This is a genomic window from Tunturibacter empetritectus, from assembly GCF_040358985.1.
GTDB classification, from domain to species: Bacteria; Acidobacteriota; Terriglobia; order Terriglobales; family Acidobacteriaceae; genus Edaphobacter; species Edaphobacter empetritectus.
Genome location: NZ_CP132932.1, coordinates 2413329 through 2427989, shown reverse-complemented (window position 1 = coordinate 2427989; position 14661 = coordinate 2413329). Strand labels below are relative to the sequence as shown.

The window sequence follows — 14661 nt, the reverse complement described above, 5'->3', positions numbered from 1 at the left end:
CGCCCGTCATATTCGTTCCGATTTTTGTTAGACGCAGGACAATTATTCTTAGACGCAGGGAAGTTATTGTTGGTTAGACGGAAGAAAGGACACTTTTGTCTCTCACGGCCTCACAAATCGACACCGCCGCGCTCCCCATCCTCTGTGTCGACCTCGACGGTACCCTCGTCAAGTCCGACACCTTGCACGACTCCGCACTCGCCGTCGCCCGCCACCATCCGGCTGCACTCCTTAAAATCCCCTCCTGGCTCCTCCAGGGCAAAGCTGCTCTCAAGCGCCACCTCGCCGCCACCGTCCAGCTCGACGTCGCCCACCTCCCCTACAACCGCGAACTCCTTCAATATCTTCAGCAGCAGCACGCCACCGGCCGCCCCATCTACCTCGCCACCGCAGCCGACGCCGACACCGCTCGCCGCGTCGCAGACCACCTCGGCCTCTTCACCGGCGTCCTCGCCTCCGACGGTCAGCTCAACCTTGCCGGCAAAAACAAGCTCGCCGCCTTCCGCTCCCAATTCGGCGACAACTTCACCTACATCGGCAACGCCATGCCCGATCTCCCCTTGCTCGAAAGCTGCAGGGAGCCCATGGTCGCCAACCCCACCCCCGCCCTCCGCGCCGCGCTCCGCAAAGCCCGCGTTACCCCCGCCCGCACCTTCGACGAGACCGTCTCCCCCCTCAAAGCGTGGCCCAAAGCCATCCGCCTCCACCAATGGGCGAAAAACGTCCTCATCTTCCTCCCCCTCCTCCTCGCCCACGCCTGGGCACCCGGTCTCGTCGCAGCAGCAGCAGTCGCCTTTCTCAGCTTCGGCCTCTGCGCCTCCGCCACCTACATCGTCAACGACCTGCTCGACCTCGAAGCCGACCGCCAGCACCCGCGCAAGCGCCGCCGCCCCTTCGCCTCGGGCGACCTCTCCGCCCTCTCCGGCGTCTTCGTTGTCGTCCTCTTGCTGGCCGCCTCTCTCGTTCTGGCGCTGTCAGTGCCCCGCGTCATCACCGCCCTGTCGCCTCAACTCGTCTCCCTCATCAAGCCTCATTACTTCCTTGAGTGGCTCGGCATCTACCTCGTTACGACACTCGCCTATTCGCTGCGTCTCAAGCGCTCCGTCCTGGTCGACGTTATCGTCCTCTCCGGCCTCTACACCATTCGCATCATCGCCGGATCCGCTGCCTCGGGCGTGCCCGTATCCACCTGGCTCGGCAGCTTCAGCATCTTCTTCTTTCTCTCGCTCGCTCTGGTCAAACGCTTCGCCGAGCTTGAAAACCTCAGTGAGCGCGGCGGCTCCACCATCGGAGGCCGCGGCTACCACGTCTCTGACATCGAGCAACTTCGCAGCTTCGGCTCCGCTAGCGGCTTCGCCTCCGTCGTCGTCCTCACCCTCTACATCTCGACCCTCGAAGCGGCCCAGCTCTACCACCACACCCGGCGACTCTGGCTTCTCGTTCCCGTCCTTATCCTTTGGATCATGCGCCTCTGGCTCTTGGCCTCTCGCGGCCAGCTCAACGAAGACCCCGTCGTCTACGCCATCACCGACCGCCGCAGCCTCTTCATGGGCCTCCTCGTAGCCCTCATCGTCCTCTCCGCCCTCTAGCGCATCGACACATCCGCTCCGGATAGATGTCTAATCCGAATTGAAGTTGTCACCCAAAGCGGAGCCGATAGCCGCTCTATCGCGACCGACGTGGTCGAACGAATCCGCTAGACGTCACAGTCATGCCAAGCAGATCACGTCACACATCCACCTCCGGCACCCTCCTCCAGCCTCGCAGAATTCACTTGGCATCCCGCTCTGGCCGGAGTATGCTCCCGGGTAATCTCCCGTCGGCCTCCCGTATCGCGGATACGCTCAGTCCATACTGCTTCCGCTGAATAAATCTCTCCCGGCCCGGGCCCCTTCCAAGACCCTTTTATCGCTCGGCTAACGCGTCCCACGGCGCACTTGTCCCTCCACATCTCAACCAAGGAAGGAATCGACTGTCATGCCCGAAGAAAATCGCGAAAAACAATGCCCAATTCCACCTTCTGAACGCAATATCGCCGAGGCAGGCTTGCGCGTTCCCACCATCCGCATCAGCCCCAACAACGAGAACGTTCTCGCTGATCTTGGCCTACTGGCCGACCTCGCCGGAACCTGGCAGGGCTGCGGTTCCGGCTTCAACCTCATTGCGCGGCCCGACCAGGAAGGCCACGCCAACCTCTACCTTCAACTCAACACCACCACCGAAATCCTCACCGTCACCCCCATCGGCTCTCCCATCCCCAACCGGGGTTTCGGTCAGCCGGACATCACGCTCCATGGCCTCACCTACCTGCAAAAAATCGCCGACTCCTGCACCGGCGGAGCCATGCACATCGAGCCCGGCATCTGGATCACGCAGCCGCCCACCTCTTACCCAACCGAAACCACACCCATCGAAACCCAGATCATCGCCCGCATGGGCTCTATTCCCCACGGTAACGCTCTGCTCGCGCAAGGAATCGCCGAGCGTTTCAACGGCAATCCCACTCTACCCCTTGCTGGCCAACCCTATGCCTTCTCCCGATTTCCCTCCTTCAACAGCACTCCCTTCCCCATCGCTCCCGCCCCCGCCATCAACGCAGCCGGCTCCAACGAGAAGGACACAGCCGCCAACGTCCCGCCCCCCATCGGCCCCGTTCCCCCCTTCACCCAGTACGACATCACCATCCCCGAAGGCATCAAGAACCCCCGCACCCCCTACAACACCAACCCTCCCGACTGCCCATGGACGGCCAACTCCAAAATCGACGGCGTTCCAATCCAGAAAGTCATCAACGATCCCATCATTCTCCTTCAAACCCATATCGAAAAGCAGATCCACCAGGGTCACACCTTCGAAGGTGTGGTCCTCAACATCGCTACCCAGGCCAACATTCAGTTTCTCACCGTACCCAATAAGCCCGCCAGCCCAACTGTCAGTGCCAATATGGTCAACGCCGCCGGCGGGATCGAAAACATCCTCTTCCTCGAAGGCGGGGAGCCCACCGGACCTAAAGGCCCCAACGCCGACACTGCCACCGTCTATGCCACCTTCTGGATCGAGAAGGTTAAACACCACCACCGGGCAACCTTCATGCAGCTGCAGTACGCTCAGATGGTCGTTCTCAACTTCGGAGTTCTCCTCGCACCCCCTCCTCCTCCAGGCACATCACCGGTCATCCTTGGCTGGCCCCACATCTCCGTCGCCACCCTCACCAAATCTTTCAACTAGTCTCAAACGAACTAGCTGCCCCACTCTTTGCGGCCTCACCGCAGAGGGTGGGGAGTTCTTGCCATGCCACAACCGCGTTTCTCCGCCAGCCAACAAGTCTGTAAACTTATTAGATTGAAGCCATGAGCGAACAAACCATCCCAAGTCTGTCCGGCTATGAAGAGCCTACCCTCGAAGCCGCCTTCATTACCCTCAGCGAGGAAGTCCGCACCACTGCCGCTGAGACAGCCGCCGACCCCGAAGCCTTCCGCCTCCACTGGCTAGGCCGCAAACAAGGCCGTCTCAAGCTCATCAGCGAAGCCTGGTTAAAATCCGCCCCACCCGAGGCCAAAAAAGCCCTCGGCATCCGCTTCAACGAACTTAAAGCACTTGTGGAATATCAGTTGTCTCCGGAACGACTGGTGAAGGTCCCCGTCTCAGAACCGGGACTTGTCAGCGAATACGCCACACAAGGCGGAACGATCGCAGCCAGTCTCCAGAAGAAGAAGCATCCTCACCCGCTTGACATCACCCTCCCCGGTACCCTCCGCGCCCCCGGCATCCCTCATCCGCTCCTCAAAACGATGCACGAGATCGTATCTGTCTTCCATCATCTCGGCTACAGCACTAACCTCGGCCCTCAGGTCGAGTCCGACTTCTACAACTTCGAAGCCCTCAACTTCCCCGAAAATCACCCCGCCCGCGACACGCAGGACACCCTCGTCATCGCGAACCAGCAATCCCGCCCCAGCCGCGATCGCCTCCTCATGCGCACCCACACCAGCCCCGTGCAGATCCGCACCATGATCGCCCAGGCCCCACCCATCCGCATCGTCATCCCCGGCAAAGTCCACCGCAACGACGCCGCCGACGCCACCCACTCCCCCATCTTCCATCAGATCGAGGGCCTCTGCGTCGACACCAATATAACTTTCTCGGATCTAAAAGGAACTTTAGACCACGCCATGAAGGCCCTCTTCGGCTCCGACGTCAAAACCCGTTTCTTCCCCAGCTTCTTCCCCTTCACCGAACCCAGCGCCGACGTCCAAATCTCCTGCATCTTCTGCGGAGGCAAGGGCTGCCGCAAGTGCAAACACTCCGGCTGGATCGAGCTCCTGGGTTGCGGCATGGTCGACCCCGCCGTCTTCGCCGCAGTCATCGCCGAGCGCCGCAAAATAAACCCTGCAGACGACACCTACAACCCCGAAAAGATTACCGGCTTCGCCTTCGGCATGGGCGTCGAGCGCATCGCCATGATGCTCCACGGCGTCTCCGACATAGGCCACTTTTACTCAGGCGACATGCGCTTCCTCGAGCAATTCGCCTAGCCAAACTCAAACCCGAGCAACGCGAGGACCACAAACCCCGCATCCCCTAGACAAGGTATACAAGTCACGAAGTGACCGCTCGCCGCGCAGGCGGCCCGTCCGGCAGGACACCAGCATCACCCCACGCATCCTTACGAGTTCTTTACGCCAAACTAACGAAACCTTTACGCCCTGAAAGTTCAAATGAGACGATTGCTGCTCCAGGGAGGCAGCAGTCCTTCATGCGCGAATGGCCTGCCTGCCTCGTACTCCTAAATGCATTTTTGATCATGCTCTCTGCTCCCGCGATAGCCCAGGATCAAATCAACGCTCAACTCAACGCTCAACTCAACGCTCAAAGCGCCACGTCAAGCCCAGCATCATCCGCAACGCCGACTCCAGACGCTCCCAAGCCATTCTTCCCAGCTCTCATCGACGCTTACAAAGAAGACTGGCACCCAACCCAGCCCGCCGGACCCGACCCCGTCCGCCGAGGTTACCCAGCACCGCTCGACTCCACCCCCTTCCCCAGCAGCGACTACAGCGTAGGCGGAACCCCCGTCCTCGGCGCGCCAGACACCCAAACCTATCCCCTCATGCAGGCCATCAACCAGAACCGAACCCGCACCAAAATCTACGGCTGGCTCAACGGAGGCTTCAACATCAGCACCTCCAACAAAGGCGATAGCGCCAATTCACCCGCAGCTTACTACTACAATCCCAACCGCATCACGCCAGACCAGCAGGTCCTCTTTATCGAGCGCCTCCCCGACACCGTCCAGACCGAACACATTGACTACGGCTTCCGCTTCGCCCAGCTCTGGGGACAGGACTATCGCTACACCACCTCAAAAGGCATATTCTCCCAGCAGCTCCTGCTTGAAAACCACGAGTACGGCTACGACCCCGTCATGTTCTACTTCGACCTCTACATCCCCCACGTCGCCAAGGGCATGAACATCCGCATGGGCCGCTACATCTCGCTCCCCGACATCGAAGCCCAGCTCGCCCCCAACAACTACACCTACTCGCACTCCCTCCTCTACACCATCGACCCCTACACCCAGACCGGCATCGTCGCCTCCATCAAACTCTCCGACCACTGGCTTGTCCAGGCAGGATTCTCCGGAGGCAACGACGTAGCTCCCTGGACCAAGGACGTCAAGCCCACCGGCACCGCCTGCGTCGACTACACCTGGCACAAAGGCGGCGACGCCCTCTACACCTGCGCCAACTCCTTCAACGACGGCAAGTACGCCTACAACAACCTGCAGGGCTACTACGAGACCTGGTACCACAAGATCAACGCCACCTGGCACACCGACACCGAGGCCTGGTACATGTACCAGCGCGACGTGCCCAACATCGCCGGCAACGTAACCAACCCCATCAAGCCCGAGATCGGTTCCAACGGCGCCTTCTGCTCCTTCGGCGAACGCACCTGCTTCGCCCCCGAAGCCGCCATCGTCAACTACACCGAGAAAGAGTTCAACCACAAAAACTATCTCTCCATCCGCAACGAGTTCGTCGACGACATCAAGGGCCAGCGCACCGGCTACACCACCAAATACTCCGAGCACCTCATCAGCTACGGCCACTGGATCGGCAACACCGTTCTCTTCCGCCCCGAGATTCGCCTAGAGCACTCCTACAATCTCCCTGCCTACGACCTTGGCACCAAAAAGACCCAATTCATCGCAGCCGGAGACATCACCTATCACTTCTAAAACGGTTGTCTGTTCTTGCAGTATCCCGCGCCCCAAAACAAAATCCGTCATCTCGACCGAAGCAACGGATAGTCTCATCGTCCGTCGCGCAGTGGAGAGACCCCCGTGTCGTGCTGTTTTGACGCTTGCAACTACTCCGCCCCCAACCCAACGCGCAAACTCTCAAGATTCTGCGGATGCACCCGAATCACCCCACCCCGCGGGCTATCAATATCCGCAATCAAAAAGAACGCCACCGCCACCACCAGCGGCAACACCATAAACAGCCTCGGCTCCATCTGCCGAGCCCCATACCCCAGCAGCCCATTGCAAAAGATCGCTATCGCAAACATCAACGCCCAAGCCGCCACCGGAATCCGGTTCCACCACGCCGCCTGCGTGTACCCCTGCGAGTTCAGCACATCGTTCATTCCGACGACTGCCAGCGCAATCACCGGCGAAGGCTGCTCCATCGCAGGCTTCGAAGCCGCCGCCCAAAGCTCCCCCTGCACCCGCGTCGTATCCGCATCGATCCGCCGAAGCTCCCACGCATCCCGCGTCCTGTAAAACCGAATCCGCAGATCCGTATACTGCCTCAGCAGCGCCCGCACCTCGGCACCCTCCGCCGCCGGCAGCAGATCCGCCCTCACATACTCGGTCCCAATCGCATTGGCCTCGGCCTCCTCCGAAGTCTTCCTCTGGTCATACCGCGCCGTCGCCATTGAAAAGCTGAACCCGATAATCAACCCCAGCAGAGTCAGCGTAGCGGCCAGCACCACCCCAAAGTCGGTTCGCAGCTCATCGGTCAAATCCCGCCGCCGCTGGCTGATCTGTCCGCCCACCCAGGCCGCAAACCACAAAAGCACAAATGCAGTTACAAATATCAGCAAAGGATAGTCCAAAGGATTCCTCACACGCTACTCTCCAGAATTGTCCCTGCCTAAGACCGTTTCTTCATCGCAGAACCAAAGAATCCAAACAGTAAATGCAGCACCGCCAACGCCAGCGCCCCCAGAAACGCCGCCTTGAACGTCGTCACCGCAAACCCAGGCACAAACTTGCTCGAGAACCACAGAATCACCGCATTGATCACGAGAAAAAAGATCCCAAACGTCAGAATCCCCAGCGGCAGCGTAATGATCTTCAGCAGCAACCCGAGCGTCGCGTTGAACAACCCAATCACCACCACCGCGATCAATGCCGACACGAAGTTACTCACGTCGAAGCCCTCAACAAAGTGCGCCACCACCAGCAGAGCCACAGCATTCAAAATCCAGTGCAAAAGCAAACGAAGCATGGTTTACCTTTCGTCTAAAAAATGATCAAGCAAAATGGTCAAAAAACCTTCAGCAAAATTTGATACCGGAGTAGCGATCAGCATATCCGACCCCACCTGCCTCCGCCACAACTTCCGAAGAAGTCCCCGCTCGAAAACACACTCACTTCGCCGCCTCACAGTCATAGCTGATCACGCGCGAACCTCGCTCGCCACTTCGCACAAGCCAGGCGCGACGAGAGATTTGTGAGTCAGCAAAACAAGCGGGCTGCGCAATCTTTTGCCGTCCGCCGTATGGTATTCTCCCCTCGTTCCCTCGATCCCAGGCCCCAGCAACTGTAGTTTCGTCACCGTCTTTGTGCCGATCTGTCTTCGCGCACCGTGAGGAAAGCTCCGTGGCCGTCGCTTCACCAACCTGCACGCCATTAACGCCCGCAGTTGGCGCCGACCCGCAACCTCGGCTGCGTGAGCTCGACTCGCTTCGCGGCTTGGCCTCCCTCGTCGTTGTCTTTCACCACTTCATCCTCATGTGGCCCGCCTGGCCCTGGCCCACACACGGACCCCTCTGGCACCAGCTTCATCTCACCCTGCTCTTCTATCCGCTCTACGCCGGACACGAAGCCGTCATGCTCTTCTTCATTCTCAGCGGCCTGGTCCTGTCCTTCCCCTACCTTCTAGGCCGCGGCCAGCCCTATCCCATATTCCTCGCCCGCCGCATCCTTCGCATCTACGGACCCTATCTCGCCGCGCTGGCCCTCTCCGTCGCCGGCGCCGCAAAGTGGCACGGCAACCTCGGGCACGGTAAATGGGCCTCAGCCTTCTGGTCCGAGCCCGTCCGTTGGACCCTCGTCCTCCAGCACATCGCCTTCCTCGGCTTCTACAACTGGCAGCAGTTCAACTTCGTTATCTGGTCGCTTATCGTTGAGATGCGAATCTCCATCTTCTTTCCCTTCCTCGCCCTCCTCATCCTTCGAGTGCGAACCCGCATCGCTCTCCTCCTCGCAGTCGCTCTATCGCTCACCGAGTTTGTTGTGCTTCGCCTGTATCCCCAAACAGACCAGGCCACCGGCCTCTTGAGAACCGTTCACTACACCGCCTTCTTCATCTTCGGAATTCTTCTGGCCAGGCATCTAAAAACCATCTCAGCGCGATTCTGTTCTTTGCCCATCGCCATTCGCATCGGCATCGGCCTCGCTTCTTTCCTCCTCTACAACCTCAGCATCCCCTTTCTGTGGGACTATCGCCGTCCCTGGACCATGACCTCAGCCGAGTGGCTTGTAGCAGCAGGAGCGATCGGATTTATCGTCCTGGGCCTCAACGCATCACCGGTCCAACGCTTTCTTCTCTCCGCCATCCCGCGCTTCCTCGGCAGAATCTCTTACAGCCTCTATCTCATGCACGTCCCCGTACTTCTCGCACTCACCTTCTCGCTCCACAACGCGCTCTCTCCTTGGGGACAATTTCCCATTTACCTCATCGCAACCCTCACCCTCTCATGGCTCTTCTGCGCATGGGTTGAGGAACCTTTCATCCGCCAGGGCCAACGCCTCGGCAAGAAAAAGCTTCTCTCTCTCTCCGAACCATCCCCCAATCAGAAGCCCGCCGCTCTTCAACGCTGACCGCCAGTCGCCTTCGCCGTTCAGCGTTTTCGAAAGAACGGGCGCACTGCTCAGTGCACCTTAGGCGTCACCCCAATCGTCTTCATCCATACATCCACCAGCTCCGGCCACCCCGTCACCGGAAGCTTCGTCCGCCGCAGCCCATATCCATGCCCACCCTCGGCATACACATGCAGCTCCGTCGGAACACCCACGCTCTTCAGCGCCAGAAAGTACTCCACCGCATTCTCCACATGCACCGTATCATCCTCCGCCTGTACCAGAAACGTAGGCGGCGTGTCCTTGGTCACCGGAATATCCGCGCTGAACTTCATCCCATTCTCCGCATCCGCCAGGTACCCCGGATACACCACCACCGCAAAGTCCGGCCTGCAGCTCAACTTATCCGCCGCATCCACCCGCCGATATAGCCTCGTCTCATAGTGAGTACTCAACGCCGCCGCCAGATGCCCGCCTGCAGAAAATCCCAGCACCCCAATCTTCTTCGCATCCACCTTCCACTCCGCCGCATGCTCCCGCACCAACCCCACCGCCCTCTGCGCATCCTCCAGCGCCTCGTCCGACTTCGGATAAGGCCCCGTATCCGGCACCCGATACTTCAGCAGAAAACAAGCCACGCCCCGCGAGTTCAGCCAATCGCAAACCTCGGTCCCCTCCAGGTCCATCGCCAGAATCTTGTACGCGCCCCCCGGAAACACCACCACCCCAGTCCCATCGCCCGCACCCTTCGGCTCATACACCGTCAGCGTAGGCACCGACACATTCCCCACCCGCGCCACCCATCTCCCCGCCATCAGCGGACTGGCCGCCGTCGAAGTCTCCCCCTCCGCTCCCGTCGCCGTCTTCACCCCCGGAGCCCCCTGCGGCCACAGCGCCACCACCGCATGCTCAGGCCCCGCAGGCCAACTCGTAGATTGCGACCAACCCACGCCACAAAAACACACCACGACCAAACCGAACAAAACTCGCCGCATCCGCAAAGCCTCCCCAAACCACACAGCCATCATCAGCGGATAACTCTCTTCAGGCAAGCCACCACCAGAAGCGAATCATCAGATCGCACAAGTAAAAGGGATTTTTTCAACGAGAAGATCCTGGTCAATCCGTTGACCAGTCAATCCAGCGACCAGTCAAGGCCTACTTGGGATTCCGTCCATGTGACACGTCAAGGAGCTTTGAGGTCTTAACCTCCTGCACTGTCTTCATGTCATCAGCCTTAGGAACCCATGTCGCCTGGGGCTCGCCATTATCACGAGGCGTCTCAGGCTTCGGCTGCTCTCGCGGACTCTCCGGATCCTCAGGCTCCTCCTTCCGCTCTCTCATCCGCGAATCAAGGCTTCCCGCCAGCACAACCAGCGCCCCCACCAGCGCGAACCCCGACTTGAAATCGATCCACGTCATCTCACTCCGCCGTCCTTATTACGGCCGCGCACCCAAGAATCAATACCCCAATCCCGTAGTACCAGCTGTGCATCTGAACTAGGCCGTTAGGAATCATCGCCTTCGTCGTCTCGCTATGGAGCATCGTGCTGATCACCCCAAACTCAAACGAAACCATGACGGTGTATGCGATCACAATGCCAACCGTCAATATGTCCCAGATCGTCTTCTTGCGGATCATCACGAATCGTCCCAGACTGTCCCCAACCAGGGCCACACAGATCAGGTAGACATCTCCGCGTTCGATCGCTTCTCTAAACCCCCGGGCCGTTTCGCCCAGGTCATCCCCCGTCAGGGCAAAGACGAGCGGAATCATCGCAAACGCAAAACCAAAGATCCCCCACACTAGCAGCCCCTTCCACGGCAGCGTCTTCAGCGTGAGTGTTCTCATGCACGTCATTGTGCTCCCACTTTGACCCAAAGTAGGAGCTTTTTTTATGCGTCTCTTCCCACTGGCAGCATGGTTTTCGTTGGTTTGCTCCAACCTCATCAGCATGAGCAGTTAGACTGAAAGCCTTCCAACATGAAGAAAATCTTTCTACTGCTTGCCCTCTCAGCAACAAGCTTTGCTCAGCAACCACCCTGTGGTCTCACTACGATCACAGAAACGACCCCGCTGCTCTACCCGCCCATCGCGAAGGCCGCGCATGTGGGTGGAACGGTTATCTTCTTGGTCTCTTTCAAGCAAAGTGGCGAAGTCGAAAATATCGAACTTCTCAGTGGTCCGAAGATGCTTCGGGCTCCAGCCTCTCTCTATGTGAATGGCCTTCGAGTAAATGCGTACGGTGGGCCGCGAACGTGTCCCATGGTCATTCGTTATGTCATCCAGCAAGATGACGCAGATCTTCGCCCGGTGGAGCGGACTGACTATCAGCACGTCATAATTTACGCAAAGCCGCTCGTGATCTGCGACCCCGAGATGCACATCGAAAAAGTGCGCAAGCGTTTCTGGCCCATCAGTCTGCATAAGCCAAAACAGTTAGACTAAAAGCCGTACATCATGAAGATTCTTACCAGCTGGCTCCGCACATACGTCCCAAACATTCCGGTCGATGATCACCAACTCGCCGAAGACCTCACCCTCCGTGGCATTGCTGTTGAAGGGCTTTATTTCATTGATACAAAAGTGGCAGGTCGGTCGGTTAGCCACAATTCTCTCTTCGAGATGGACATCACCACCAACCGCGTCGACGCCATGAACCATTACGGCATCGCCCGCGAGGCCGCCACCATCTACAACCTGCCGCTGGCCCCCCTCAACCCCAAACTCCCCATCGGCACCCTCGTCGACGCACCCTTCTCCGTCCGCATCGCCCCCGAAGCCAAAGGCCTCTGCGGCCGTTTCACCGCGCAGGTCATCCGCAACGTCACCATCGCCCCCAGCTCCGCCCATGTAGCCGAGTACTTCACCCTCCTCGGCCAGAAGCAGATCTCAAACGCCGTCGACGCCTCTAACTTCGTCCTCCTCGGCATGGGCCATCCCACCCACGCTCTCGATCTCGACAAGATCGCAGGCGGCATCGTCGTCCGCCTCGCCCACAAAGGGGAGAAGTTAAAACTCCTCGACGGAACCGACCGCACCCTCGAAGCCGACGACCTCGTAGTAGCCGACGAAGTCAAAGCTCTCGCACTAGCCGGAGTCATGGGCGGCTGGGACTCCATGATCACCCCCGAGACAAAAAACATCCTCGTCGAAGCCGCCTGGTTCGACCCAGCCACCGTCCGCCGCAGTGGGCGCCGCCACGGCCTCCACACCGACGCCTCCCACCGCTTCGAGCGTGGAGCAGACTTCAACGCCCCCCCTATCGCCAACGCCCTCGTCACCCAGCTCATCCTGAACAGTGGAGTTGCCCAAAGCGGCGGCGGCGCAAGCCAACAAAACGGCAAGCCCGAAGGCGAACTCATAGACCTGATCGATCCCGAGGTAGCGGCACGCACCGCCCACCGCCCACCCATCGAGCTCTCCGTCAAACAAGTTCAGCGCCACCTCGGCACCACCATCGACCCCCAGGGCATCACCTCCGAGATCGTCGCCCAGTACCTCACCTCGCTAGGCTGCGAGCTCCTCCTCCACGGTCTGCGTGACGATCAAGCCGTCTACTCCACTAAACTCCCCAGCTGGCGTCTCGACCTCGAGCGCGAGATCGACCTCATCGAAGAGGTAGCCCGCGTCTACGGCTACAACCGCTTCGCCAACACCCTCCCCGCACCCGGCGTAGTCCTCACCCAACCAACCGCAGCCAAGGAAGCCGCCGTCCGCACCCGTCTCCTCGCCCTCGGCTTCAGCGAATCCATCTCCAGCACCTTCGCCTCCCAGCAAGACTCCGACCTCTTCTACGCGGCCACAGGTCCTGCCCAGAAAACGGACGAGGAACCGAGTGTCAAAGAACCGGAAGCCAAAGAACCGGAAACTAAAGAACTAGAAGCCAAAGAACTGGGTGCCCCATCCTTTGCGGTCTCATCGCAAAGGGTGGGTTATTCGCAAAGTGAACCGTCTTCTTCAAACATCGCCACCAATTCGAGTCCGAATCCGGGTGCCCCACACGTGGCAGCCTCACCGTCACGTGTGGGCCATCGCGACAGCGATCCGCCTTCCCCAACCGCAGCAACGATCCCGGTCCCAATGGAGAATCCCCTCTCCGAAGAGGCCTCCCTCCTGCGCCCCTCGCTGGTCCCCGGCATGGTCACCATGCTCGCTCACAACCTCAACCGCGACGTCCGCGAGGTCCGCCTTTTCGAGCAAGGCCAGATCTTCACCGGCACCATCCCAGCCGACGGCGCCTTCATCTCCGACGTCCACGAGATTCCGCAGCTCTCCCTCGGCCTCACCACCGCCTCGCCACAACCCACGGCCCCACTCCAAGTCGCCGCCGACGCCCCCTTCTTCGAGCTCAAGGGCGCCATCGAATCCCTCCTCTCCCTCTTCGACCTGAACGCGGCAAGGGACGCATTTCCACCCCGCGTTCTAGCATCAGAGAAAGAGTCGTCATCTCGACCGGAGGCGGCGCTTTTGCCGCCGGAGCGGAGAGACCCCCGCCTCTCGTCCGTACAGCCGCTCACCTTCTCGGCGGCCGCTCCCGCATGGCTCCAACCCGGCCGCAGTGCAACAGCTCTTCTGAACAACCGCCCCATTGCCCACTTCGGCGAACTAGTCCACACGCAAAAAGAAACCCGCAAGCTTCGCCAGCCCCTCTACCTCGCGCAACTAGACCTCGCAGCCCTCTACGAACTCCCCCTCAAAAAAATCACCGCCCACGATCTCTCCCGCTACCAGGCCGTCGAGCGCGACTTCTCCTTCGTCTTCCCGGACGCGACCCAATGGCAAACCGTCTCCGATGCCATCCAAGCCCTCGCCATCCCTGAACTGCAAAGCCTCAAGCCCATCGAAGTCTGGCGCGACGCAAAGAAGTACCCCGGCGTCTACTCGCTCCTCCTCCGTACGGTCTTCCAGTCCAACGACCGCACCCTCCGCGAAGACGAGCTGACCGACTGGTGGACCCGCATCATAGCCGCCCTCACCACCCTAGGAGGCACCATCCGCGACGGCGCAAACGAAGCCGCAAAATAATTGTCACCGGAGCGAGGTCGAGTCGTGAGAGGATCTCGGGCATGAGGAACGCAAACTTTCCTGTCTGGAGACGCAGGATCGGCATCGCATGCAGCGCGCTAGGCTTTCTCCCGTTCAGTGTCGCCCTCCTCATCTATGAGCGATATGCTGCACCCCTCATCGATATTCACGTTCAAGAGCGGCTTCAGCATGCGCGCGAATTGAATATGCTCTGGAGTGTCAGTTTTTACGGCTCCCTGGCTTTGCTTGTCGTTTCGCTATTCGGATCGGGCTGGGGTCGCCGGGTTGGACTTGCCGCCAATGCCGGAGCACTCCTTTACGCGATGATGACTTTAGGCGCAATGTGCGGCCCCTTTGCATGTTCGTGACGTAGCGACACGGGCACTTGAGCGGAATCTGAGTTAGCCAAAAAATAAATCCCAAAACCCTGTCACATTTTTCGAAGCCGAAAACATGACGGCAAGGAACCACACTCAGCCACACAAATCACCACACTCACACCACACATTCACCACATCAAAACCACCTAAAATCGCAA

13 protein-coding genes are annotated in these 14661 nt (G+C 59.6%); 8 read left to right on the top strand and 5 right to left on the bottom strand.

The features are described 5' to 3' along the window. Window positions 1-95: 95 nt before the first annotated feature. The 4 genes from RBB75_RS09985 (at window position 96) to RBB75_RS09970 (ending at window position 6241) form a co-directional block, all read left to right on the top strand. Window positions 96-1589 carry a UbiA family prenyltransferase gene (locus RBB75_RS09985; protein WP_179636425.1) on the top strand — a complete coding sequence of 498 codons (1494 nt, stop codon included), beginning with the start codon at window positions 96-98 and terminating at the stop codon, window positions 1587-1589. 388 nt (window positions 1590-1977) lie between these two features. Continuing rightward, a complete protein-coding gene (locus RBB75_RS09980) occupies window positions 1978-3228 on the top strand; it encodes a heme-binding protein (protein WP_353070332.1) in 1251 nt (416 codons plus the stop codon). A gap of 122 nt (window positions 3229-3350) precedes the next feature. Beyond that, window positions 3351-4535: a phenylalanine--tRNA ligase subunit alpha gene (pheS, locus tag RBB75_RS09975; RefSeq protein WP_353070331.1), complete on the top strand. Its 1185-nt coding sequence runs from the start codon at window positions 3351-3353 to the stop codon at window positions 4533-4535. A 221-nt stretch (window positions 4536-4756) separates the two neighbouring features. Beyond that, the gene (locus RBB75_RS09970) at window positions 4757-6241 is read left to right on the top strand and encodes an outer membrane beta-barrel protein (RefSeq protein WP_353070330.1); all 1485 of its coding nucleotides are present in this window, start codon (window positions 4757-4759) and stop codon (window positions 6239-6241) included. 131 nt (window positions 6242-6372) lie between these two features. Here RBB75_RS09970 and RBB75_RS09965 read toward each other — a convergent pair whose 3' ends face one another. Continuing rightward, window positions 6373-7134 carry a hypothetical protein gene (locus tag RBB75_RS09965; RefSeq protein WP_179636421.1) on the bottom strand — a complete coding sequence of 254 codons (762 nt, stop codon included), beginning with the start codon at window positions 7132-7134 and terminating at the stop codon, window positions 6373-6375. 26 nt (window positions 7135-7160) lie between these two features. Next, the gene (locus RBB75_RS09960) at window positions 7161-7517 is read right to left on the bottom strand and encodes a phage holin family protein (protein WP_179636420.1); all 357 of its coding nucleotides are present in this window, start codon (window positions 7515-7517) and stop codon (window positions 7161-7163) included. A gap of 374 nt (window positions 7518-7891) precedes the next feature. On the opposite strand from RBB75_RS09960, the gene RBB75_RS09955 reads away from it, so the two are divergent. Next, a complete protein-coding gene (locus tag RBB75_RS09955) occupies window positions 7892-9115 on the top strand; it encodes an acyltransferase family protein (RefSeq protein ID WP_353070329.1) in 1224 nt (407 codons plus the stop codon). Window positions 9116-9165: 50 nt separating this feature from the next. Here the strand turns inward: RBB75_RS09955 and RBB75_RS09950 are convergent, their stop codons facing one another. The 3 genes from RBB75_RS09950 to RBB75_RS09940 all read right to left on the bottom strand — a co-directional run bounded on the left by RBB75_RS09950 (window position 9166) and on the right by RBB75_RS09940 (window position 10946). After that, a complete protein-coding gene (locus RBB75_RS09950) occupies window positions 9166-10146 on the bottom strand; it encodes an alpha/beta hydrolase (protein ID WP_353070328.1) in 981 nt (326 codons plus the stop codon). A gap of 106 nt (window positions 10147-10252) precedes the next feature. Further along, window positions 10253-10516: a hypothetical protein gene (locus RBB75_RS09945; protein ID WP_353070327.1), complete on the bottom strand. Its 264-nt coding sequence runs from the start codon at window positions 10514-10516 to the stop codon at window positions 10253-10255. A 1-nt stretch (window position 10517) separates the two neighbouring features. Then, window positions 10518-10946 (bottom strand): hypothetical protein, encoded by a 429-nt coding sequence (locus RBB75_RS09940; RefSeq protein ID WP_353070326.1) that lies wholly within the window; start codon window positions 10944-10946, stop codon window positions 10518-10520. Between the two features lie 132 nt (window positions 10947-11078). Between RBB75_RS09940 and RBB75_RS09935 the strand changes: the two genes are divergently transcribed. Genes RBB75_RS09935 through RBB75_RS09925 form a run of 3 tightly spaced genes read left to right on the top strand, consistent with a single transcriptional unit; the run spans window position 11079 to window position 14491 of the window. Next, a complete protein-coding gene (locus tag RBB75_RS09935; RefSeq protein ID WP_353070325.1) occupies window positions 11079-11543 on the top strand; it encodes a hypothetical protein in 465 nt (154 codons plus the stop codon). Window positions 11544-11555: 12 nt separating this feature from the next. Beyond that, window positions 11556-14123 carry a phenylalanine--tRNA ligase subunit beta gene (locus tag RBB75_RS09930; RefSeq protein WP_353070324.1) on the top strand — a complete coding sequence of 856 codons (2568 nt, stop codon included), beginning with the start codon at window positions 11556-11558 and terminating at the stop codon, window positions 14121-14123. A 41-nt stretch (window positions 14124-14164) separates the two neighbouring features. Beyond that, a complete protein-coding gene (locus tag RBB75_RS09925) occupies window positions 14165-14491 on the top strand; it encodes a hypothetical protein (RefSeq protein ID WP_353070323.1) in 327 nt (108 codons plus the stop codon). Window positions 14492-14661: the final 170 nt, after the last annotated feature.